General features: G+C 58.6%; 21 protein-coding genes. 17 read left to right on the top strand and 4 right to left on the bottom strand.

Annotation, left to right across the window (positions count from 1 at the left end; all coding sequences use genetic code 11):
• The first annotated feature begins 512 nt into the window (after window positions 1-512).
• The 16 genes from mnmG to glmS all read left to right on the top strand — a co-directional run bounded on the left by mnmG (window position 513) and on the right by glmS (window position 16,326).
• The gene (gene mnmG / locus ACEN8Q_RS23200; protein ID WP_413422947.1) at window positions 513-2,411 is read left to right on the top strand and encodes a tRNA uridine-5-carboxymethylaminomethyl(34) synthesis enzyme MnmG; all 1,899 of its coding nucleotides are present in this window, start codon (window positions 513-515) and stop codon (window positions 2,409-2,411) included.
• Window positions 2,408-3,052, top strand: a complete 645-nt coding sequence (gene rsmG / locus ACEN8Q_RS23205; RefSeq protein WP_413703792.1) for a 16S rRNA (guanine(527)-N(7))-methyltransferase RsmG — start codon at window positions 2,408-2,410, stop codon at window positions 3,050-3,052. Before mnmG ends, rsmG begins: the two co-directional genes overlap by 4 nt.
• A gap of 18 nt (window positions 3,053-3,070) precedes the next feature.
• Entirely contained in the window at window positions 3,071-3,868 is a 798-nt protein-coding gene (locus ACEN8Q_RS23210) for a ParA family protein (protein ID WP_007969897.1), read from the top strand.
• Between the two features lie 9 nt (window positions 3,869-3,877).
• Window positions 3,878-4,750, top strand: coding sequence for a ParB/RepB/Spo0J family partition protein (locus tag ACEN8Q_RS23215; protein WP_057397318.1), 873 nt, complete (start codon window positions 3,878-3,880; stop codon window positions 4,748-4,750).
• A gap of 148 nt (window positions 4,751-4,898) precedes the next feature.
• Window positions 4,899-5,306 (top strand): F0F1 ATP synthase subunit I, encoded by a 408-nt coding sequence (locus tag ACEN8Q_RS23220; protein ID WP_007985054.1) that lies wholly within the window; start codon window positions 4,899-4,901, stop codon window positions 5,304-5,306.
• 16 nt (window positions 5,307-5,322) lie between these two features.
• Window positions 5,323-6,192 carry a F0F1 ATP synthase subunit A gene (atpB, locus tag ACEN8Q_RS23225; RefSeq protein WP_008018368.1) on the top strand — a complete coding sequence of 290 codons (870 nt, stop codon included), beginning with the start codon at window positions 5,323-5,325 and terminating at the stop codon, window positions 6,190-6,192.
• Between the two features lie 134 nt (window positions 6,193-6,326).
• On the top strand, window positions 6,327-6,584 hold the full coding sequence (gene atpE / locus ACEN8Q_RS23230; protein WP_003097235.1) for a F0F1 ATP synthase subunit C: 258 nt from the start codon (window positions 6,327-6,329) through the stop codon (window positions 6,582-6,584).
• A 58-nt stretch (window positions 6,585-6,642) separates the two neighbouring features.
• A complete protein-coding gene (locus tag ACEN8Q_RS23235) occupies window positions 6,643-7,113 on the top strand; it encodes a F0F1 ATP synthase subunit B (RefSeq protein ID WP_007969903.1) in 471 nt (156 codons plus the stop codon).
• Between the two features lie 12 nt (window positions 7,114-7,125).
• A complete protein-coding gene (locus ACEN8Q_RS23240) occupies window positions 7,126-7,662 on the top strand; it encodes a F0F1 ATP synthase subunit delta (RefSeq protein ID WP_008018367.1) in 537 nt (178 codons plus the stop codon).
• Window positions 7,663-7,683: 21 nt separating this feature from the next.
• The gene (gene atpA, locus ACEN8Q_RS23245) at window positions 7,684-9,228 is read left to right on the top strand and encodes a F0F1 ATP synthase subunit alpha (protein WP_413422942.1); all 1,545 of its coding nucleotides are present in this window, start codon (window positions 7,684-7,686) and stop codon (window positions 9,226-9,228) included.
• A 50-nt stretch (window positions 9,229-9,278) separates the two neighbouring features.
• Window positions 9,279-10,139: a F0F1 ATP synthase subunit gamma gene (atpG, locus tag ACEN8Q_RS23250; protein ID WP_007934344.1), complete on the top strand. Its 861-nt coding sequence runs from the start codon at window positions 9,279-9,281 to the stop codon at window positions 10,137-10,139.
• A gap of 27 nt (window positions 10,140-10,166) precedes the next feature.
• Window positions 10,167-11,543, top strand: coding sequence for a F0F1 ATP synthase subunit beta (atpD, locus tag ACEN8Q_RS23255; RefSeq protein ID WP_008018365.1), 1,377 nt, complete (start codon window positions 10,167-10,169; stop codon window positions 11,541-11,543).
• A 45-nt stretch (window positions 11,544-11,588) separates the two neighbouring features.
• The gene (locus tag ACEN8Q_RS23260; protein ID WP_007985046.1) at window positions 11,589-12,014 is read left to right on the top strand and encodes a F0F1 ATP synthase subunit epsilon; all 426 of its coding nucleotides are present in this window, start codon (window positions 11,589-11,591) and stop codon (window positions 12,012-12,014) included.
• 113 nt (window positions 12,015-12,127) lie between these two features.
• The gene (gene glmU, locus ACEN8Q_RS23265) at window positions 12,128-13,495 is read left to right on the top strand and encodes a bifunctional UDP-N-acetylglucosamine diphosphorylase/glucosamine-1-phosphate N-acetyltransferase GlmU (protein WP_413422940.1); all 1,368 of its coding nucleotides are present in this window, start codon (window positions 12,128-12,130) and stop codon (window positions 13,493-13,495) included.
• Window positions 13,496-13,715: 220 nt separating this feature from the next.
• A complete protein-coding gene (locus tag ACEN8Q_RS23270; RefSeq protein ID WP_413422938.1) occupies window positions 13,716-14,492 on the top strand; it encodes a DeoR family transcriptional regulator in 777 nt (258 codons plus the stop codon).
• 1 nt (window position 14,493) lies between these two features.
• Window positions 14,494-16,326 carry a glutamine--fructose-6-phosphate transaminase (isomerizing) gene (glmS, locus tag ACEN8Q_RS23275; RefSeq protein ID WP_413422936.1) on the top strand — a complete coding sequence of 611 codons (1,833 nt, stop codon included), beginning with the start codon at window positions 14,494-14,496 and terminating at the stop codon, window positions 16,324-16,326.
• Between the two features lie 45 nt (window positions 16,327-16,371).
• Here the strand turns inward: glmS and ACEN8Q_RS23280 are convergent, their stop codons facing one another.
• From ACEN8Q_RS23280 to ACEN8Q_RS23295, 4 genes are read right to left on the bottom strand one after another with little or no spacing between them, the layout of a single operon-like run.
• On the bottom strand, window positions 16,372-17,397 hold the full coding sequence (locus ACEN8Q_RS23280) for a DUF2955 domain-containing protein (RefSeq protein WP_413422934.1): 1,026 nt from the start codon (window positions 17,395-17,397) through the stop codon (window positions 16,372-16,374).
• Window positions 17,387-18,502 carry an HlyD family secretion protein gene (locus ACEN8Q_RS23285; protein WP_413422932.1) on the bottom strand — a complete coding sequence of 372 codons (1,116 nt, stop codon included), beginning with the start codon at window positions 18,500-18,502 and terminating at the stop codon, window positions 17,387-17,389. The genes ACEN8Q_RS23280 and ACEN8Q_RS23285 overlap by 11 nt, the downstream gene beginning before the upstream one ends.
• The gene (locus ACEN8Q_RS23290; protein WP_413703793.1) at window positions 18,495-20,006 is read right to left on the bottom strand and encodes an efflux transporter outer membrane subunit; all 1,512 of its coding nucleotides are present in this window, start codon (window positions 20,004-20,006) and stop codon (window positions 18,495-18,497) included. The genes ACEN8Q_RS23285 and ACEN8Q_RS23290 overlap by 8 nt, the downstream gene beginning before the upstream one ends.
• A 14-nt stretch (window positions 20,007-20,020) precedes the next feature.
• Complete coding sequence (locus tag ACEN8Q_RS23295; RefSeq protein WP_413703794.1) at window positions 20,021-21,151, bottom strand: AI-2E family transporter; 1,131 nt, start codon at window positions 21,149-21,151, stop codon at window positions 20,021-20,023.
• 577 nt (window positions 21,152-21,728) lie between these two features.
• Between ACEN8Q_RS23295 and ACEN8Q_RS23300 the strand changes: the two genes are divergently transcribed.
• A complete protein-coding gene (locus ACEN8Q_RS23300) occupies window positions 21,729-22,631 on the top strand; it encodes a LysR family transcriptional regulator (protein WP_413422926.1) in 903 nt (300 codons plus the stop codon).
• The last annotated feature ends 23 nt before the right edge of the window (window positions 22,632-22,654 follow it).

Below are 22,654 nucleotides of genomic sequence, written 5' to 3' on the forward strand. Positions count from 1 at the left end.
TGCTCCCTCCTTTTCTGAATAAACCTTCCAGTGCTGGGCGGACTTTGTCTGCCTGAGCGGAATTCCTGCACCTGAATTTCGCGCAAACGGGGCTTTTCTGTGGATTAAGCCCTGTGAATAACCACCGCTAAGGTCAGTTGATAACAGGGCCCGAAAACTGAACATAACCGCCTCTGTGGATAACAGCCCCTTTCATCCACAGGCTTACACCGGTTATCCAAGGGCCTCATTGGCACATGAACACAGGGTTTTGAATCTCTGTACACATTGAAAACAAAGGGCTGTGTTAATCTATCCACAGAAAGGCATGTGCATAGAAATAAACATAAAAACAAAGATTTAATAAATTTCTCTCTTTTTAATTTCTATAACTCCGACTTTTCCACAGCTGGTTAAATTTTGTGCAAAGGGTTCTTTAGGAAGGGCGAAGTCCCTATACTTGTCGACCAGGTCCGAAAACCTGAGCTCAAACTATTCCTGAATTACCTACTTAAGCAGGCACGAGGTGCGTGGTGGATTTCCCTTCCCGTTTTGAAGTGATCGTCATCGGCGGCGGTCATGCCGGTACCGAGGCAGCACTGGCCTCAGCACGTATGGGGGTTAAAACCCTGTTGCTGACGCATAACGTGGAAACCCTCGGTGCCATGAGTTGCAACCCGGCCATTGGCGGGATCGGCAAAAGCCACCTGGTCAAGGAAATCGACGCCCTCGGTGGCGCGATGGCCATCGCTACCGATAAAGGCGGTATCCAGTTTCGCGTGTTGAACAGCCGTAAAGGCCCCGCTGTGCGAGCAACCCGCGCACAGGCAGACCGGGTTCTGTACAAGGCCGCTGTCCGCGAAATCCTGGAAAACCAGCCGAACCTGTGGATATTTCAACAGGCTGCAGACGATCTGATCGTCGAGCAGGAACAAGTCCGTGGTGTTGTCACCCAAATGGGCCTGCGGTTCCTCGCGGATTCGGTGGTGTTGACCACCGGCACGTTCCTCGGTGGACTTATCCACATCGGTTTGCAGAATTTTTCTGGCGGTCGCGCCGGTGATCCACCATCGATAGCTCTGGCTCACCGTCTGCGTGAGCTGCCATTGCGTGTGGGTCGTTTGAAAACCGGTACTCCGCCGCGTATCGACAGCCGGTCTGTGGATTTCTCGGTGATGACCGAACAACCGGGCGATACGCCGATCCCGGTGATGTCGTTCATGGGCAACAAGGAACAGCATCCACAGCAGGTCAGTTGCTGGATTACCCACACGAATGCGCGCACCCACGAAATCATCGCCGCGAACCTCGACCGTTCGCCGATGTATTCCGCTGCCGGTGAGATCGAAGGCATCGGCCCGCGTTACTGCCCGTCAATCGAAGACAAGATCCATCGCTTTGCCGACAAGCAAAGCCACCAGGTCTTCATCGAACCGGAAGGCCTGACGACAAACGAGCTGTATCCGAACGGGATATCCACATCCCTGCCGTTCGACGTGCAACTGCAGATCGTGCAATCGATTCGCGGCATGGAAAACGCACACATCGTGCGACCGGGCTACGCCATCGAGTACGACTACTTCGACCCGCGTGACCTGAAGTACAGTCTGGAAACCAAAGTCATCGGCGGCCTGTTCTTCGCCGGGCAAATCAACGGCACCACCGGTTACGAAGAAGCCGGTGCCCAGGGTCTGCTGGCCGGAACCAACGCTGCACTGCGTGCACAGGGCAAAGAAGCCTGGTGCCCGCGTCGCGACGAGGCCTACATCGGCGTATTGGTCGACGACCTGATTACCCTCGGTACCCAAGAGCCGTACCGGATGTTCACGTCCCGTGCCGAATACCGTCTGATCCTGCGTGAAGACAACGCCGACCTGCGCCTGACCGAAAAAGGCCGCGAACTGGGCCTGGTGGATGACGTGCGCTGGGCGGCTTTCTGCAAAAAACGCGAAAGCATCGAACTGGAAGAGCAGCGTCTGAAAAGCACCTGGGTTCGCCCAGGTACAGAACAAGGCGATGCCATCTCCGAAAAATTCGGCACGCCGCTGACTCACGAATACAACCTGCTCAATCTCTTGAGCCGTCCGGAAATCGACTACGCTGGTCTGATCGAAGTGACCGGTGGCGGGGCAGAAGATCCACAGGTTGCCGAGCAGGTCGAGATCAAGACCAAGTACGCCGGTTACATCGATCGTCAACAGGACGAAATCGCCCGCTTGCGAGCCAGCGAGGACACCAAACTGCCTGTGGATATCGATTACACGAATATTTCCGGTCTCTCCAAAGAGATCCAGAGCAAGCTCGGTGCGACCCGTCCAGAGACTTTGGGCCAGGCCTCGCGTATCCCGGGCGTAACGCCGGCAGCCATTTCGCTGTTGATGATTCATTTGAAAAAACGCGGCGCGGGCCGTCAGTTGGAGCAAAGCGCTTGAGTTCGTTGGTCACTTCGCAACATGCAGAAGAGTTATCCACAGGTGCCCGCCAGCTTGGCGTCACGCTGACAGAAGCCCAGCACGCGCAATTGCTGGGTTATCTGGCCCTGTTGATCAAATGGAACAAGGCTTACAACCTCACCGCCGTGCGTGATCCGGACGAAATGGTGTCCCGTCATCTGCTCGACAGTCTGAGCGTGATGTCATTCATCGAAAACGGACGCTGGCTCGACGTCGGCAGCGGCGGCGGCATGCCTGGCATCCCGCTGGCCATCCTGTTTCCAGATTCCCAGGTGACATGCCTGGATAGCAACGGCAAGAAAACCCGCTTTCTGACTCAGGTCAAACTCGAACTCAAACTGGATAACCTGCAAGTTATCCACAGTCGCGTCGAAGCGTTCCAGCCTGCCCAGCCATTCAACGGGATCATTTCCCGTGCGTTCAGCAGCATGGAAAACTTCAGCAACTGGACTCGCCACCTCGGCGATAACGAAACACGCTGGCTGGCAATGAAGGGCGTTCATCCGGCCGATGAGCTGGTAGCATTGCCGGCAGACTTCCACCTCGATAGCGAACACGCCCTGGCCGTACCTGGTTGCCAAGGCCAACGCCATCTGCTGATACTGCGCCGCACGGCATGATTGGGAACACAAGCAAGAATGGCTAAGGTATTCGCGATAGCGAACCAAAAGGGTGGCGTGGGTAAAACCACCACCTGCATCAACCTCGCAGCATCCCTGGTCGCGACCAAGCGCCGGGTGCTGTTGATCGACCTTGATCCACAGGGCAACGCCACCATGGGTAGCGGTGTGGATAAACATGGCCTGGAAAACTCGGTCTACGACCTGCTGATCGGCGAATGTGATCTGGCCCAGGCCATGCACTTCTCTGAACACGGTGGTTACCAGTTGTTGCCGGCCAACCGCGACCTCACCGCGGCCGAAGTGGTGCTGCTGGAAATGCAGATGAAGGAAAGCCGTCTGCGCAGCGCGCTGGCGCCGATCCGGGAAAACTACGATTACATCCTGATCGACTGCCCGCCGTCGCTGTCGATGCTGACCCTCAATGCACTGGTTGCCGCCGACGGGGTAATTATCCCCATGCAGTGCGAGTACTTCGCACTCGAAGGCTTGAGCGACCTTGTGGATAACATCAAGCGTATCGCTGAACTGCTGAACCCGAACCTCAAGGTCGAAGGCCTGTTGCGTACGATGTACGACCCGCGCCTGAGCCTGATGAACGATGTCTCGGCGCAGCTCAAGGAACACTTCGGCGAGCAGCTCTACGACACCGTCATTCCGCGCAACATCCGTCTGGCCGAAGCACCAAGCTACGGCATGCCGGCGCTGGCGTACGACAAAGCATCGCGAGGCGCCGTTGCCTATCTGGCATTGGCGGGCGAAATGGTTCGTCGTCAACGAAAAAACTCACGCATCGCCGCAGCTCAGGCAACTTAAGGAATCCCCATGGCCGTCAAGAAACGAGGTCTCGGACGTGGACTGGATGCTCTGTTGAGTGGTCCGACTGTCAGCTCGCTGGAAGAACAAGCGGCGCAAGCCGATCAGCGTGAGCTGCAACACCTTCCCCTGGATCTGCTCCAGCGCGGCAAATACCAGCCGCGACGTGACATGGACCCACAGGCGCTCGAGGAGCTGGCGCAGTCGATCAAGGCCCAGGGCGTCATGCAGCCCATCGTGGTTCGCCCGATCGGCAGCGGCCGTTTTGAAATCATTGCCGGTGAACGCCGCTGGCGCGCCAGCCAGCAAGCCGGGAAGGAAACCATCCCGGCGATGGTGCGCGACGTACCCGATGAAACCGCGATCGCCATCGCCCTGATCGAGAACATCCAGCGCGAAGACCTGAATCCGATTGAAGAAGCGGTAGCCCTGCAGCGCTTGCAGCAGGAATTCCAGCTGACCCAGCAACAGGTTGCAGAAGCCGTGGGCAAGTCCCGGGTGACCGTGGCCAACCTGCTGCGCCTGATTTCCTTGCCGGAAGTCATCAAGACCATGTTGTCCCACGGCGACCTGGAAATGGGTCATGCCCGTGCTTTGCTCGGTTTGCCGGACAATCAACAGGTTGAAGGGGCGCGACATGTTGTCGCACGCGGGCTGACCGTGCGCCAAACCGAGGCACTCGTCCGCCAGTGGTTGAGTGGCAAACCGGAGCCTGTCGAACCGGCAAAACCAGACCCGGATATCGCCCGTCTCGAACAGCGCCTGGCCGAGCGCCTAGGCTCTGCGGTGCAGATTCGCCACGGTAAGAAGGGTAAAGGGCAGTTAGTGATTGGATATAACTCCCTGGATGAACTACAAGGTGTACTCGCACATATTCGCTGAAACATTTCCTCATGTAGCGCGCAATCGGAAATCACTACCTGACAGTTGAATAGGGGCCGAACCGCCCCTATACTCTGCGCGCATTTTGTCGGCACAAATTATGCCAAGTTATTGAATTTCGGCAGCCGGCCATTGGAGAGTAAAAGTGATGGAAACCCGCACGCCAAACCGCTTGCCATTCCATCGCCTGGCAGTTTTTCCGGTGTTAATGGCTCAATTTGTCGTTCTGCTCATTGCCGCTTTGGCGCTCTGGCAACGGTATGGAGTCGTTGCCGGGTACTCGGGACTTTGCGGAGGCCTGATAGCCTTGCTTCCCAATGTTTATTTCGCTCACAGGGCATTTCGGTTTTCCGGCGCCCGGGCAGCTCAAGCCATCGTCCGGTCATTTTATGCCGGCGAGGCGGGCAAACTGATTTTGACGGCGGTGCTTTTTGCATTGACGTTCGCAGGTGTGAAGCCATTGGCGCCGCTAGCTGTATTCGGCGTCTTCGTGCTGACCCAACTGGTCAGCTGGTTCGCTCCCCTGCTGATGAGAACAAGACTTTCGAGACCTTAGGGCGTTTGAGGCAACCATGGCAGAAACAACCGCTTCGGGCTATATCCAGCACCACTTGCAGAACCTGACCTTCGGTCAGCACCCTACCGGCGGCTGGGGCTTTGCCCACACCGCAGCAGAAGCCAAGGAAATGGGCTTCTGGGCTTTCCACGTCGATACTCTCGGCTGGTCGATCGCATTGGGTCTGATCTTCGTTCTTCTTTTCCGCATGGCGGCCAAGAAAGCGACTTCCGGTCAGCCAGGTGCTTTGCAGAACTTCGTTGAAGTTTTGGTCGAATTCGTCGATGGCAGCGTGAAAGACAGCTTCCATGGCCGTAGCCCGGTGATTGCACCGCTGGCACTGACCATCTTCGTCTGGGTGTTCCTGATGAACGCCGTCGACCTGGTACCGGTCGACTGGATTCCTCAGCTGGCCATCCTGATCTCCGGCGACCACCACATCCCGTTCCGCGCCGTGTCGACCACCGACCCGAACGCTACCCTGGCCATGGCCTTCACGGTGTTCGCGCTGATCATTTTCTACAGCATCAAGATCAAGGGCCTCGGCGGCTTCATCGGCGAGCTGACCCTGCACCCGTTCGGCAGCAAGAACATCTTCGTTCAAGCCCTGCTGATCCCGGTGAACTTCCTGCTGGAATTCGTGACCCTGATCGCCAAGCCGATCTCCCTGGCTCTGCGTCTGTTCGGCAACATGTATGCCGGTGAGCTGGTCTTCATTCTGATTGCTGTGATGTTCGGCAGCGGTCTGCTCTGGCTCAGCGGCCTGGGCGTTGTTCTGCAGTGGGCGTGGGCTGTGTTCCACATCCTGATCATCACCCTGCAGGCGTTCATCTTCATGATGCTGACCATCGTCTACCTGTCGATGGCACACGAAGAAAACCATTAAGACCAGTTTCGACTAGTCTGATGTCCCTCCCCGCTAAACGGGAGGGGGCTCTTAACGGGGCCTCTGAAACGATTTGTTTTACCGCTTTAAATTAAAAAAACCTAAACCATACGACGTAAAAGTCGGGAGGAAAGATGGAAACTGTAGTTGGTCTAACCGCTATCGCTGTTGCACTGTTGATCGGCCTGGGCGCACTGGGTACCGCAATTGGTTTCGGCCTGCTGGGCGGCAAGTTCCTGGAAGGCGCAGCGCGTCAGCCAGAAATGGTTCCAATGCTGCAAGTTAAAATGTTCATCGTTGCCGGTCTGCTCGACGCCGTAACCATGATCGGTGTTGGTATCGCTCTGTTCTTCACCTTTGCGAACCCGTTCGTTGGTCAAATCGCTGGCTAATTACTCGGATCTTCCGGGTAATTTGGTGTGATGGACAACGTAACTGCGAGGTGTTGGCGTGAACATTAATGCGACCCTGATTGGCCAGTCCGTTGCGTTCCTGATTTTTGTACTGTTCTGCATGAAGTTCGTATGGCCTCCGGTCATCACGGCACTGCACGAACGTCAAAAGAAGATCGCTGATGGTCTGGACGCTGCCAGCCGAGCAGCTCGCGACCTGGAGTTGGCCCAAGAGAAAGCGGGTCAGCAACTGCGCGAAGCGAAAGCTCAGGCAGCTGAAATCATCGAGCAAGCCAAGAAACGCGGTACCCAGATTGTCGACGAAGCCCGTGAACAGGCTCGCGTCGAAGCTGACCGTGTGAAGGCTCAGGCTCAGGCCGAGATCGAACAGGAACTGAACAGCGTCAAAGACGCGCTGCGCGCCCAAGTGGGTAGCCTGGCCGTTGGCGGTGCTTCGAAGATCCTGGGCAAGGCAATCGATCAAAACGCGCACGCAGAGCTGGTTAACCAACTGGCTGCTGAAATCTAAGCGAGGGCGATCATGGCAGAACTGACCACGTTGGCCCGACCTTACGCTAAGGCGGCCTTCGAGCACGCTCAGGCCCACCAGCAACTGGCCAATTGGTCAGCCATGCTCGGCCTGGCTGCAGCGGTGTCGGAAGACGACACCATGCAGAGCGTGCTCAAGGCCCCGCGACTGACGAGCGCAGAAAAGGCCGCCACGTTCATTGACGTGTGCGGCGACAAGTTCGATGCCAAGGCACAGAATTTCATCCACGTTGTTGCCGAAAACGAGCGCCTCCTGCTTCTGCCGGAGATCGCCGCTCTGTTCGACCTGTACAAGGCCGAGCAAGAGAAATCGGTAGACGTAGAAGTGACCAGTGCTTTCGCATTGAACCAAGAACAGCAAGACAAACTCGCCAAGGTTCTCAGTGCACGACTCAACCGGGAAGTGCGCCTGCAAGTCGAGGAAGATTCATCCCTTATTGGGGGTGTTGTCATCCGCGCCGGCGACCTGGTTATCGATGGCTCGATTCGCGGCAAAATCGCGAAACTTGCCGAAGCATTGAAATCTTGAGTTTGAAGGGGCAGCAGAGCAATGCAGCAACTCAATCCTTCCGAAATAAGTGAAATTATCAAGGGCCGCATCGACAATCTCGATGTGACCTCCCAAGCCCGTAACGAAGGCACTGTCGTCAGCGTATCTGACGGCATCGTGCGGATTCACGGTCTGGCCGACGTTATGTCCGGCGAGATGATCGAGTTTCCGGGCGGCGTCTACGGTATGGCCCTCAACCTGGAGCAAGACTCCGTAGGTGCCGTTATTTTGGGCGCATACCAGTCTCTGGCTGAAGGCATGAGCGCCAAGTGCACCGGCCGTATCCTGGAAGTTCCGGTTGGTAAGGAACTGCTGGGTCGCGTAGTCGATGCACTGGGTAACCCGGTTGACGGCAAAGGTCCGCTGAACAACACCCAGACCGACGCGGTCGAGAAAGTTGCTCCAGGCGTGATCTGGCGTAAGTCGGTAGACCAGCCTGTACAGACTGGCTACAAGGCTGTCGATGCCATGATCCCTGTCGGCCGTGGCCAGCGTGAGCTGATCATCGGTGACCGTCAGATCGGTAAAACCGCTCTGGCGATCGACGCGATCATCAACCAGAAAGACAGCGGCATTTTCTGCGTCTACGTAGCCATCGGTCAGAAGCAATCGACCATCGCCAACGTGGTTCGCAAGCTGGAAGAAAACGGCGCACTGAAAAACACGATCATCGTGGCTGCCAGTGCTTCGGAATCTCCTGCGCTGCAATACCTGGCACCGTATGCCGGTTGCACCATGGGTGAATTCTTCCGCGACCGCGGTGAAGACGCGCTGATCGTTTATGACGATCTGTCCAAGCAAGCAGTGGCTTACCGCCAGATCTCCCTGCTGCTGCGCCGTCCACCAGGCCGTGAAGCTTACCCAGGCGACGTGTTCTATCTCCACTCCCGTCTGCTGGAGCGCGCATCCCGCGTTTCGGAAGAGTACGTAGAGAAGTTCACCAACGGCGCAGTGACCGGCAAAACCGGTTCCCTGACCGCACTGCCGATCATCGAAACCCAGGCTGGCGACGTTTCCGCGTTCGTTCCGACCAACGTGATTTCCATCACCGACGGTCAGATCTTCCTGGAATCGGCCATGTTCAACTCGGGCATCCGTCCTGCAGTGAACGCCGGTGTTTCGGTATCCCGTGTGGGTGGTGCCGCTCAGACCAAGATCATCAAGAAGCTGTCCGGTGGTATCCGTACCGCTCTGGCTCAGTACCGTGAACTGGCGGCATTCGCCCAGTTCGCTTCTGACCTGGACGAAGCGACCCGTAAGCAACTTGAGCATGGTCAGCGCGTTACCGAGCTGATGAAGCAGAAGCAATACGCGCCAATGTCGATCGCCGACATGTCGCTGTCGCTGTATGCCGCTGAGCGTGGGTTCCTGACTGACGTTGAAATCACCAAAGTCGGCAGCTTCGAGCAAGCGCTGATTGCTTACTTCAACCGCGATCACGCCGAATTGATGGCGAAGATCAACGTGAAGGGTGACTTCAATGACGAAATCGATGGCGGCCTGAAAGCCGGTATCGAGAAGTTCAAGGCCACCCAAACCTGGTAAGCCGCAGCGGGAGTCGCAAGGCTCCCGCTTGCTAACCTGATAGGTGTTACATGGCAGGCGCAAAAGAGATTCGCAGTAAGATTGCGAGCATCAAAAGCACGCAAAAGATTACCAGCGCCATGGAAAAAGTGGCGGTCAGCAAAATGCGCAAGGCACAAATGCGCATGGCTGCTAGCCGTCCTTATGCGGAGCGCATCCGCCAGGTTATTGGCCATCTGGCCAACGCTAACCCGGAATATCGCCACCCGTTCATGATCGACCGTGAAGTAAAGCGCGTCGGTTATGTCGTAGTGAGCAGTGACCGTGGTCTGTGTGGTGGCTTGAACACCAACCTGTTCAAGGCTTTGGTCAAGGACATGGCGGTAAACCGCGAAAACGGCGTCGAGATCGATCTGTGTGTAGTTGGTAGCAAGGGTGCGGCTTTCTTCCGCAACTTCGGCGGTAACGTCGTTGCAGCTATCAGCCACCTGGGTGAAGAGCCGTCGATCAATGATCTGATCGGCAGCGTCAAGGTGATGCTGGATGCCTACCTGGACGGCCGTATTGACCGCCTGTCCGTGGTGTCCAACAAGTTCATCAACACCATGACACAACAGCCTACCGTGGAGCAGTTGATTCCACTGGTGGCAACCCCGGATCAAGAACTCAAGCACCACTGGGACTATCTCTACGAACCGGATGCCAAGGAGCTGCTCGACGGCTTGATGGTCCGTTACGTGGAGTCGCAGGTCTACCAGGCGGTGGTCGAGAACAACGCGGCTGAGCAAGCTGCGCGGATGATCGCGATGAAGAACGCTACCGACAACGCCGGTGATTTGATCAGCGATTTGCAGCTGGTCTACAACAAGGCGCGTCAGGCTGCGATCACCCAAGAGATCTCGGAAATCGTCGGCGGCGCTGCCGCGGTTTAACGGTTCAAATATTCAGAGGATCCAGCTATGAGTAGCGGACGTATCGTTCAAATCATCGGCGCCGTTATCGACGTGGAATTTCCACGCGACAGCGTACCGAGCATCTACAACGCGCTGAAAGTACAAGGCGCGGACACTACCCTGGAAGTTCAGCAACAGCTGGGCGACGGCGTAGTTCGTACCATTGCGATGGGTTCCACCGAAGGCTTGAAGCGCGGTCTGGACGTTGTCGACTCTGGCGCTGCCATCTCCGTACCGGTCGGTAAAGCGACCCTGGGCCGGATCATGGACGTACTGGGCAACCCGATTGACGAAGCTGGTCCAATCGACACCGAAGAGCGCTGGGGCATTCACCGTCCTGCGCCATCCTTCGCTGAACAAGCGGGCGGCAACGACCTGCTGGAAACCGGCATCAAGGTTATCGACCTGGTTTGCCCGTTCGCCAAGGGCGGTAAAGTCGGTCTGTTCGGTGGTGCCGGTGTAGGCAAAACCGTAAACATGATGGAACTGATCCGTAACATCGCCATCGAGCACAGCGGTTATTCCGTGTTCGCCGGTGTGGGTGAGCGTACTCGTGAGGGTAACGACTTCTACCACGAGATGAAGGACTCCAACGTTCTGGACAAAGTGGCACTGGTTTACGGTCAGATGAACGAGCCGCCGGGAAACCGTCTGCGCGTAGCCCTGACTGGCCTGACCATGGCCGAGAAGTTCCGTGACGAAGGTAACGACGTTCTGCTGTTCGTCGACAACATCTATCGTTACACCCTGGCCGGTACCGAAGTATCCGCACTGCTGGGCCGTATGCCTTCGGCAGTAGGTTACCAGCCGACCCTGGCTGAAGAGATGGGCGTGCTGCAAGAGCGCATCACTTCGACCAAGCAAGGTTCGATTACTTCGATCCAGGCCGTATACGTACCAGCGGACGACTTGACTGACCCGTCGCCAGCGACCACGTTTGCTCACTTGGACGCCACCGTCGTTCTGTCCCGTGACATCGCTTCCCTGGGTATCTACCCGGCGGTAGACCCACTGGACTCGACTTCGCGTCAGCTGGACCCGAACGTGATCGGCAACGACCACTACGAAACCGCTCGCGGTGTTCAGTACGTGCTGCAGCGTTACAAAGAACTGAAGGACATCATTGCGATCCTGGGTATGGACGAGCTGTCGGAAGCCGACAAGCAGTTGGTAAACCGTGCTCGTAAGATCCAGCGTTTCTTGTCGCAGCCGTTCTTCGTGGCTGAAGTCTTCACCGGTGCATCGGGTAAATACGTTTCCCTGAAAGACACCATTGCTGGCTTCAAAGGCATCCTCAACGGTGACTACGACCACCTGCCAGAACAAGCGTTCTACATGGTTGGCGGCATCGAAGAAGCGATCGAGAAAGCCAAGAAACTGTAATCCCGGCGCCCGGCAACGGGCGCTAATTTAGGTTGAGGCAATCAGATGGCTATGACAGTCCATTGCGATATCGTCAGCGCGGAAGGAGAAATCTTTTCCGGTCTGGTCGAGATGGTGATTGCGCACGGTGCACTGGGTGATCTTGGTATCGCCCTGGGTCACGCGCCGCTGATCACTAATCTGAAGCCAGGTCCGATCCGCCTGGTCAAGCAGGGCGGGGAAGAGGAGGTGTATTACATCTCCGGTGGTTTCCTCGAGGTTCAGCCGAACATGGTCAAGGTTCTTGCCGACACCGTGCAACGTGCTGCCGACCTGGACGAAGCCGCAGCTTTGGAAGCCGTTAAGGCTGCCGAGAAAGCCCTGCATGAGCGAGGCGCGGAATTCGATTACGGTTCTGCTGCCGCACGTCTGGCCGAGGCTGCAGCTCAGCTGCGCACCGTCCAGCAGATCCGCAAAAAGTTCGGCCACTAAGGCCGCTCTTGTTGTGTGATTGATTAAAAAGGGTAGCCTCGGCTACCCTTTTTTCTTTTCCGATTTTTACAACCCGGTCGCAGCCGCTGACCACCCAGGATTGGTAGCCAGTCATGTCTCTCGAAATCGTTATTCTCGCTGCTGGCCAAGGCACGCGTATGCGTTCTGCTTTGCCGAAAGTTTTGCACCCGATTGCCGGCAACTCCATGCTCGGTCATGTTATCCACAGCGCCCGGCAACTTGATCCACAGCGCATTCATGTGGTGATCGGCCATGGCGCCGATGCCGTACGCGAACGCCTGGCGGCGGATGACCTGAACTTCGTCCTGCAGGATAAACAGCTGGGCACCGGTCACGCCGTTGCTCAGGCAGTGCCGTTCATTCAGTCCGACACCGTGCTGGTGCTCTACGGCGATGTGCCGTTGATCGAAGTCGAAACCCTGCAGCGCCTGCTCAAGCAGGTGGGGCCGCAGCAGTTGGGCTTGCTGACCGTCGAACTGGATGACCCGACCGGTTACGGCCGTATTGTTCGTGATGCCGCTGGCAAGGTTGCGGCCATCGTCGAACAGAAAGATGCCAATGACGCCGAACGCCAGATCACCGAAGGCAATACCGGCATTCTGGCGCTGCCTTTTGCCCGCCTTGGCGACTGGATGAGCCGTCTCTCCAACAACAACGCCCAGGGTGAGTACTACCTGACTGATATCATTGCTATGGCAGTGAGCGATGGTCTGGTGGTGGCCACCGAGCAACCGCACGACGCCATGGAAGTGCAGGGCGCCAACGACCGCAAGCAGCTTTCCGAACTGGAGCGGCATTATCAATTGCGCGCCGGTCGCCGTTTGATGGCTCAAGGTGTGACGCTGCGCGATCCGGCTCGTTTTGACATTCGTGGTGAAGTCACGGTCGGGCGCGACGTACTCATCGACATCAACGTGATTCTCGAAGGCAAGGTCGTCATTGAGGATGACGTGGTAATCGGCCCGAACTGCGTGATCAAGGACAGTACCCTGCGCAAAGGCGTGGTCATCAAGGCCAACAGCCATATCGAAGGTGCCATTCTGGGTGAAGCCAGCGATGCCGGTCCGTTCGCTCGTCTGCGTCCAGGTACAGTGCTCGAAGCCCGCGCGCATGTGGGTAACTTCGTCGAGCTGAAAAACGCCCACCTCGGCGAAGGCGCCAAGGCCGGTCACCTGACTTACCTGGGCGATGCCGAAGTGGGCGCGCGCACCAACATCGGTGCCGGCACCATCACCTGCAACTACGACGGCGCCAACAAGTGGAAAACCGTGTTGGGCGAGGATGTGTTCATTGGTTCCAACAACTCGTTGGTAGCGCCTGTGGATATCCAGTCCGGTGCTACCACAGCGGCCGGTTCGACCATTACCTCGACTGTGGATAAGTCCCAGTTGGCGATTGGGCGCGCTCGCCAGAAGAACATCGATGGCTGGAAGCGGCCGGAGAAGATCAAGAAGGGCTGAGTTATCCACAACTCCCTTGTGTAGGAGCGAGCTTGCTCGCGATGGACGTCAACGATGACGAGGTCAGTCTGAACAAAAGCAGCGTCCTTAAGTCCATCGCGAGCAAGCTCGCTCCTACAAAGGGTTATCCACAGCTCTTTTTATCGCATTGCGCTTGACGAAGTTTCGCTGATAGGTTTTGATTGCTTCCGCTATCTTTCGAATCGAAACTTACCAGCTCATGTCGAAGCGCAACACACCTCAACGTCGTCACAACATCCTCGCCTTGCTCAATCAGCAGGGCGAAGTCAGTGTGGATGAGTTGGCCAAGCGCTTCGAAACGTCGGAAGTTACGATCCGCAAGGATCTGGCGGCACTTGAAAGCAATGGTCTGTTGCTGCGTCGTTACGGCGGGGCGATCACCATGCCTCAGGAACTGGTGGCCGACCTCGGTCAGCCGGTTTCCAAGTACAAACAAGCCATCGCCCGTGCCGCCGTCGCGCGGATTCGCGAGCATGCGCGCATCATTATCGACAGTGGCAGCACCACCGCCTCCATGATCCCGGAACTCGGGCAGCAACCCGGTCTGGTGGTGATGACCAACTCGCTGCACGTCGCCAATGCCCTGAGCGAACTTGAGCACGAACCGGTGCTGTTGATGACCGGTGGCACCTGGGACCCGCATTCCGAGTCCTTTCAGGGGCAGGTCGCCGAGCAGGTACTACGCTCCTACGATTTCGACCAGCTGTTTATCGGCGCCGATGGCATCGATCTGCTTCGCGGTACAACCACCTTCAACGAACTGCTCGGACTGAGCCGGGTCATGGCCGAAGTCGCCCGCGAAGTGGTCGTGATGGTGGAGGCCGACAAGATCGGCCGCAAGATTCCCAACCTGGAACTGCCCTGGAGCAGCGTCCATACCCTTATTACCGATGAACGCCTGCCACTTGAGGCTCGCGATCAGATTCAGGCCCGCGGCATCACTTTGATTTGCGCGGCTGTCAGTCAGGAGAAATAGCATGTGTGGAATTGTCGGCGCAGTCGCAGAACGTAACATCACCGCCATCCTCGTCGAAGGCCTGAAACGCCTCGAATACCGTGGGTATGACAGCGCTGGCGTGGCGGTCTACACCAACGATGAAAAACTCGAGCGCCTGCGTCGCCCGGGCAAGGTCAGTGAGCTGGAGCAGGCATTGACCACCGAGCCGCTGGTCGGTCGTCTGGGCATCGCCCACACGCGCTGGGCCACCCACGGTGCACCGTGCGAACGCAATGCACACCCGCATTTCTCCGGTGACCTGTCAGTGGTGCACAACGGCATCATCGAAAACCACGAAGCCCTGCGTGAACAACTCAAGGCCCTGGGTTACGTGTTCACCTCGGACACCGACACCGAAGTCATTGCGCACCTGCTGAACCACAAACTCAAGGATCTGCGCGACCTGACCGTGGCCCTCAAGGCGACCGTCAAAGAGTTGCACGGTGCTTACGGCCTGGCAGTGATCAGCGCGCAGCAACCGGATCGCCTGGTTGCAGCCCGCAGCGGCAGCCCCCTGGTGATCGGCCTGGGTATGGGGGAAAACTTCCTGGCGTCCGACCAGTTGGCCCTGCGTCAAGTCACCGACCGTTTCATGTACCTGGAAGAAGGCGATATCGCTGAAATCCGCCGCGACAGCGTGCAGATCTGGGACGTTGACGGCAAGGCCGTCGAGCGCGAAGCCGTGCAATATCGCGACGGCGCCGAAGCCGCTGAAAAGGGCGAGTTCCGCCACTTCATGCTCAAGGAAATCCACGAGCAACCGTCCGTGGTGCAGCGCACCCTGGAAGGTCGCCTGAGCCAGAACCAAGTGCTGGTACAGGCATTCGGCCCACAGGCGGCCGAGCTGTTCGCCAAAGTGCGTAACGTACAGATCGTTGCGTGTGGCACCAGCTACCACGCAGGCATGGTCGCGCGTTACTGGCTTGAAGAGCTGGCCGGCATTCCGTGCCAGGTCGAAGTCGCCAGCGAATTCCGCTACCGCAAGGTGGTGGTGCAGCCAGACACCTTGTTCGTGACCATTTCCCAGTCCGGTGAAACCGCCGACACCCTGGCCGCGCTGCGCAACGCCAAGGAGCTGGGTTACCTCGCCAGCCTGGCGATCTGCAACGTCGGCATCAGCTCGCTGGTGCGTGAATCGGATCTGACCCTGTTGACCCAGGCTGGTCGCGAAATCGGTGTGGCATCTACCAAAGCTTTCACCACGCAATTGGTTGGCCTGTTGTTGCTGACGCTTTCCCTGGGCCAGGTTCGTGGCACCCTGGACAAAGGCGTCGAAGCGACGCTGGTCGAAGAACTGCGTCGTTTGCCAACCCGTCTGGGCGAGGCGCTGGCCATGGACAGCACCGTGGAAAAAATCTCCGAACTGTTCGCCGAGAAACACCACACGCTGTTCCTCGGCCGTGGCGCGCAGTTCCCGGTAGCGATGGAAGGGGCACTCAAGCTCAAGGAAATCTCCTACATCCACGCTGAAGCCTATCCGGCCGGCGAGCTGAAACACGGCCCGTTGGCGCTTGTGGATAACGACATGCCAGTGGTGACCGTGGCGCCGAACAACGAACTGCTGGAGAAGTTGAAGTCCAACCTCCAGGAAGTCCGCGCCCGCGGTGGCCAGTTGATCGTCTTCGCTGACGAGAAAGCCGGCATGACCAACGGTGAAGGCACCCACGTGGTGCACATGCCGCACATCCACGACATCCTGTCGCCGATTCTCTACACCATCCCGCTGCAGCTGCTGTCGTACTACGTTGCCGTACTCAAAGGCACCGACGTTGACCAGCCGCGTAACCTGGCGAAGTCGGTCACCGTGGAATAAGTTATCCACAATGAAAAACCCCCTTTTCAGGGGGTTTTTCTTTTTCTAGGCGGAAATAATGCGCCGTTGCCGCCGCGTGTCGAGCAAATGCACCATGGCGCAGGCGTACAAGGTCACCAGAATGAACAGGCCCATGCGGATGGCGAAGGCGGTGTAGACATCCTTGCCCGCCGCACTGTCCTGTACCGATTGGCCGAGCAGGATGATCAGGGTCGCCAGACTGTTGAGCCAGAACCCAGGCGGCTGCCGGGTCCGGGCCAGGCCGTAGAGTTTTCTGGCCACCAGCAGGCCGAACAGCAACATCCACAGAAAAAACATCCACAGGTTGACGAACAGGCTCAGCGCGCACCAGAAAACAATCGCCATCAGGCCACCGAGCAGGGTCGAGCCGAGCAATTCCTGGCCGGCGGTGCGGGCACTGGTCGCGCAGCTTTGTTGGCCGAGGCTGACGGCTTTCATGATGATCGGCAGGTAACTGGCCGGGTCGACCATGGCCAGCAGGAAAGTCGGCAGCACCACCAGCGTGGCACGCAGCGCCAGCCAACCGCTTTCGGCTGGAGTAAGGCTCGGGCCGGGTTTGGCCGCTGGAGCACTGGCGGGGTCGGGAAACAGCCAATGGCTGACGGTCAGCGTCGAGACTGCCAGGAACAGGCCTTTGACCAGGGCCACGATCACCTCAAGCGCCAGGGCGAATTCAGCGGTTCCGGCCGCACTGATCAATGTCAGGCCCACCACCAGGAAAGTCGCCACCAGCGGGTTGCCGCCGCGCAGGCCATAACCGAATGCCAGGAACAGACACAGTCCGACCAGCAGCACGCCACTGAACGGGTAGTAACGCAGCAGGGGAATGAGCAGCAGGCCGCTCCCGGTGGTCAGCAACAGGATCAGGATCAGACCCAGGCTGGCCTTGAACGGCAACGGTCGGTTCATCGCTGCCAGCATCATCAACGCCAGCATCGGCGCGAGGAACGGGATAGGCAAGGCCAGGCCGAAGCTCGCCGCCAGGCACAGCGCCGTGCCGAAGCCAAGGCGCAGGGCGCGCTGAACAAGGGCCGGGCGCTCAATACGCATAGGACATCCAGCTCATCAGGCGCAGGAACAGGCGACCCAGGAGGTTCAGCGGGTTACCTTCACTCGGGAACGCCATGACTTCGGCCTGGCCGCCGGCACGGATGCCCTGTGGACTGGTCAGCTCACCCGGTTCGAACTCGATGATGACCGGAAAGCGCTGGGCAGGACGCAGCCAATCGCGGCTGTTCTCCACTTTCGGCAGGCTGCCCGGCTGGGTGCTCTGACCGACTTCGACGCCATAGCCGACGCTGCGTACATGGCCTTTGAATATTCTCCCCGGCAGGGCGTCGAGGACGATGGACACAGGAGTTCCGGGCTGGACACTTCCCAGGTTGTTTTCAGTCATGTCGGCGCTGATCCACACATCGTGGATGGCGATCAGGGTCATCACCGGTGCACCGGCGGAGGCGAACTGGCCGACATCGGTGCGCAAATCGGTGATCAGGCCGGCCGAACGCGCGTGAACCTTTGTATTGCTCAAGTCCAGCTCGGCTTTTTCAAGGTTGCTGGCGGCGCTGAGCAACTGGGCGTTCTCTGCTTCGTTGCCACCCTGTTGTTCGCGTGCACGTTGCACTTCGGCCTTGGCCGCGGCGACCTGGCTGATGGACTCTTCCAGGGTGGCGCGGGATATTTCCAGGCGTCGCAGCGAGATGGTGCCCGGATCTTCGCGGTACAGGCGTTCGAGCCGCTGGATGTCCTGGCGTGCCTTGAGCTCATTGGCCTGGGACGCGCGCAGTGACGCTTGCTTGGACTCGACACCGGCAGTGTTGGCGCCTACCTGGCGACGGGTCGATTCGAGGTCGGCGCGGGCGCGATCGACGGCAATCCGGTACTGCTCCGGATTGACTTCAAACAGCAATTCGCCGGCCTTGACGTCCTGGTTGTTGCGCACGTGCACCTGGGTCACCCGGCCGGAAACCTCAGCCGCCACCGGCACAATGAAGGCCTGTACCCGTGCCTGTTGCGTGTAGGGCGTGTAACGGTCGGCCATCAGGTACCAGACCAGGCTCAGGATGATCAGCAGCACGACCCAGTTGATCGCTTTTCTGGCCGGGTCAGCGGCAGGTACCGAGGCGTTCTCGACCGGTTGTTGGCTGTCATTCATGGGCACTTTCCTTCGGTTCGTCGAGCAGATCGCCCCAATCGGTCCGTTGTTGCATCTGTTTGCGGGTGGCCGGGTCGAGCATCGGCTGGTCGCTGTACCAACCGCCGCCCAGGGCCTTGTACAGGGCGATCAAGCTGTTGACGGCGGTGCCACGGTTGACCAGGTAGATATCCTGTTGGGCAAACAGGGCGCGCTGGGCATCCAGCACGCGCTGGAAGTCCGAATAGCCTTCGCGGTATTGGGCATTGGCCAGGGTCACCGAACGTTCGGCGGCCACCGAGGCATCGCTGAGGATCCGGTCGCGCTCCAGTGCCTTGATCAGGCCGGTCGCGGCGTCGTCCGCCTCGCGTGCCGCCTGGCGCACGCTGTCCTGGTAGATAACGATCAACTGCTGCAAGCGCGCATCCTGCACGCGGACGTTGTTGGTGATCCGGCCATGGTCGAAGATGTCCCAGCGCAGGCTGGGGCCAGCCACCAGGTCGAGGGTATTGGATGCACCGTTGAGCGAGCTGGCGGACCAGACGATGCTGCCCAGCAGGCTGATGGATGGGTACAGATCGGTCTCGGCCACACCGATCAACGCCGATTGCGCCGCCACTTGCAGCTCGGCAGCGCGAACATCGGGGCGCCGCACCAGCAGGTTGGCCGGTACATCCTGCAAGACCGCGGTGTCGAGCAGTGGTACCAGGCCGGTGTTGCGATCCAGGTCAGGGATCGAGCCGGGTGGCTGGCCGATCAGGGTGGACAACGCGTTGCGCAAGCTCGCCACCTGACTCTCGAAATCCGGGATGGTGCTCAGGGTGCCCAGGTACTGGGTCTTGGCCTGTTGCAGATCGAGTTCGGCTTCGGCCCCGCTTTTAAACAGGCGCTCGGTGATCTCGTAGCTGCGTTTTTGCAAGGTGGCGTTACTGCGGGCGATCTGCAGGCGCGCCTCGGCGGTGCGCAGTGCGTAGTAGGTTTGCGCCAGTTGCGCGTGCAACAGCACCAGGACATTTTCGTAGTTGGCCTGGGCGGCAAACCAGGACGCGTCGGCTGACTCGATGGCGCGGCTGAAGCGCCCCCAGAAATCCAGCTCCCAACCGATATCGAAGCCGGCACTGTATTGCCAGAAATGCGTGTCCTGAGGGTTGGCCCCGCCCGATTGCCGACGGTTCACGTACAGGCTGTCGGCGCTGGCCTGCTGCAATTGCGGGTAGCGTCCACTCAGGGCAATGCCCAATTGCGCGCGGGACTCCATGACCCGCAGGCCAGCGACCTGCAGGTCGGCGTTGTGGGCATCGGCTTCGGCAATCAAGTGGTCCAGGACCGGGTCGTCGAACACATGCCACCATTGGCGGCTATCCGGTTGTGGGCGTTTTTGCCCGGCGATTTCCAGGGCCGGGCTGTTCCAGTGTTCGACCCAGGGCTGGGCCGGTGACTGGAAATCCGGACCCAGTTGCACGCAGCCCCCCAGGACGACGGTCCCGCAGATCAGCAGCCGGCTGATGCGAGCAGGGCGTGGCATCAAGCGCAAACTCCTCAGAGGGGACGCTGATCGTCGATTGCCTCGATTTGCGGTGCCTCGTTCTGTAACTCGGCAGACGGTTGGTCCTGGACCCATTGCCAGAACAGTTGGTAGCCCACCGCCAGCGCAACCGGCCCGATGAACAAACCGATGAAGCCGCCACTCACCATGCCGCCCAGCGCACCAATCAGAATCACCGGCATCGGGACATCGACGCCACGACCCAGCATCAATGGCTTGAGGACGTTGTCGGCCATCCCGGCAATCAGGCTGTAGATGCAAAACACGATGGTGGCCAGGCTGGTCCCTTCGGTGGCGAAGACATAGGCGATCACCGGAAGGGTCACCAACAGCACTGGCAATTGCATGATCCCCATCAGCAGCGCAACCATCGCCAGCAGGCCGGCACCGGGGACGCCCATGAGCACGAAGCCCACGCCCACCAGCAGCATCTGGATAAACGCGATGCCCACCACGCCTTGGGCGACCGCGCGGATGGTTGCCGTGCATAGCTCGGTGATGCGTGGGCCGCGCTCAGGTCCGGAAAGGCGCGAGGTGATGGCCAGTGCGCTTCTTTCGCCGTTTTCGCCATAGGCCATGAGCACACCGGCAATGATCAGCGCACCGATGAACAACAGGAAGCCCACGCCAACGTCGGCCATTTTGCCCAACAAGGTCAGGCCGACGGACTTGATGTACGGCATCAGTTTCATCAGCACGCTGCCCATATCGGTGGCGGCTTGCATCCAGTAGCCATAGAGCGGCTTGCCAATGAGCGGCAGGGAAGCGATTTTTTCGCTGGGGAGCGGCACCTGCAGCGTATCGGACTTGAGGATCGCCAAAGTACCTTGTACCGACTCACTGATCGAAGTGCCCAGCAGGTAGATCGGCACCATCAGCAAGGCCAGGGCGACCACCACGATCAGGGTGGCGGCATGCCCGTCCTTGTTGACCAGCTTGCGCTTGATGAGTGCATGCAGCGGATACAGGGTGATGGCCAGTATCATCGCCCAGAGCATGAGGTTGAGGAATGGGTGGAAGATCTGGAAGCAAAACAGCACCAGCACAGTAATCAGCCCGGCGCGTATCAGTACATCGAGCAAACCACCGGACAGTGCTCTTGCGGAAATGTTTGTGCGCAACATTTTCGAACTCCCTGCGTTGTCACCAGGTTAGCCAGCTAGTTGAAGTTCACTCTTCCCTACTCGGCGAATCTTGAAAGCAGAATCGATGGGCCGCTGTCCAGGCGTTATCAACTAACGCCGTATTTCACGTAGGGAAAATTCAACGAGGTACCTACTAAGACTCAATAGGTAACAGGGTGGCTTGTAGTATAGGAGCAGTCGTATATTCCGCCTGTTTGCACAGGCTGGAATTGCGCTGCAGTGGATGGAGTCCGCTGACGAGCCCTTGCCTGGAAACGCGTGGGGAGCCGAGCCAATGGCGCTTTTTCCCTGTCAGGCATTAGTCGTTGCAGCGGGCTGGGCCGGATAATTGCGAACTGTCGCTGCCGTCGCAAGAAAATAATCCTCAATAATTATCAATAATCCCCAGGCCGCTCTTTGAGGTTTGTGACACGCTTCGTTTTTACAGTGGAGGCGCTAGAGTGCAGTAGCCCATTGATTTACTTGATGGTCGGGTGCCCAACTAAATGGTTGAACGCCTGCGCTTAACATTCCGGCCTTCGATTGCGATTTATCTATCTGAAATGAGGACATGCCCATGGACCGCTTCCAGGAAATGCAGGTCTTCGCTGCCGTCGCCCAGGAACAGGGTTTTTCGGCGGCGGCGCGGCGTTTGGGTCTGTCGGCGGCCAGTGTCACCCGAGCGGTGGCGGCGCTGGAGAAGCGCATTGGCACCCAACTGCTTACGCGCACGACGCGCAGCGTGTATTTGAGTGAGGCTGGTCAGCGATATCTGGAGGACTGTCGGAGAATTCTCGCCGAGGTGCAGGAAGCCGAGGACTCGGCTGCAGGCAGCCACATCCATCCACGTGGGCAACTGACCATTACCGCCCCGGTTTTGTTTGGCGAACTGTTTGTCACGCCGCTGATGGTGAGTTACCTGACGCAATTCCCCGAAGTCTGCATCAACGCGCTGCTGGTGGACCGGATCGTGAGCGTGGTCGAGGAGGGCGTCGATGTGGCCATCCGCATTGGCGAACTTCCTGACAGCAATCAGCATGCGATCCGTGTGGGGGACGTGCGGCGGGTGATCTGCGCCTCGCCACAGTTTCTCGCCAGTCATGGTCGGCCCAGACATCCGCAGGAACTGGCCCAGGCGCCGATCATCGCGACATCGGCCATAGGCCAGTTGCGGAGTTGGCCATTCATGGAGGACGGCGAAACCTTGAGCGTGCGGGCTGAACCGCGGCTGGTGGTGACGGCGAATCAGGCAGCCATCACGGCAGCCAGCCTGGGGTTGGGCTTCACGCGGGTGCTGTCTTATCAAGTCGCGAGCAAAGTGGCTGCCGGAGAGCTGGAAATCATTCTGGCGGACTTCGAACTGCCGCCGTTACCCATCCATGTGGTCTATCAGGGCGGACGTAAAGCACCGGCCCGGGTGCGCAGTTTTGTTGACTTTGCGGTGAACACGCTGCGCGAGCATCCGGCGCTCAAGCGTTGAGTTATTTCACCCGGTGAAATAAT

Origin of the sequence: Pseudomonas sp. Pseusp16 (assembly GCF_047324915.1) — a bacterium.
In the GTDB taxonomy this organism is placed as follows: Bacteria; Pseudomonadota; Gammaproteobacteria; order Pseudomonadales; family Pseudomonadaceae; genus Aquipseudomonas; species Aquipseudomonas fluorescens_CD.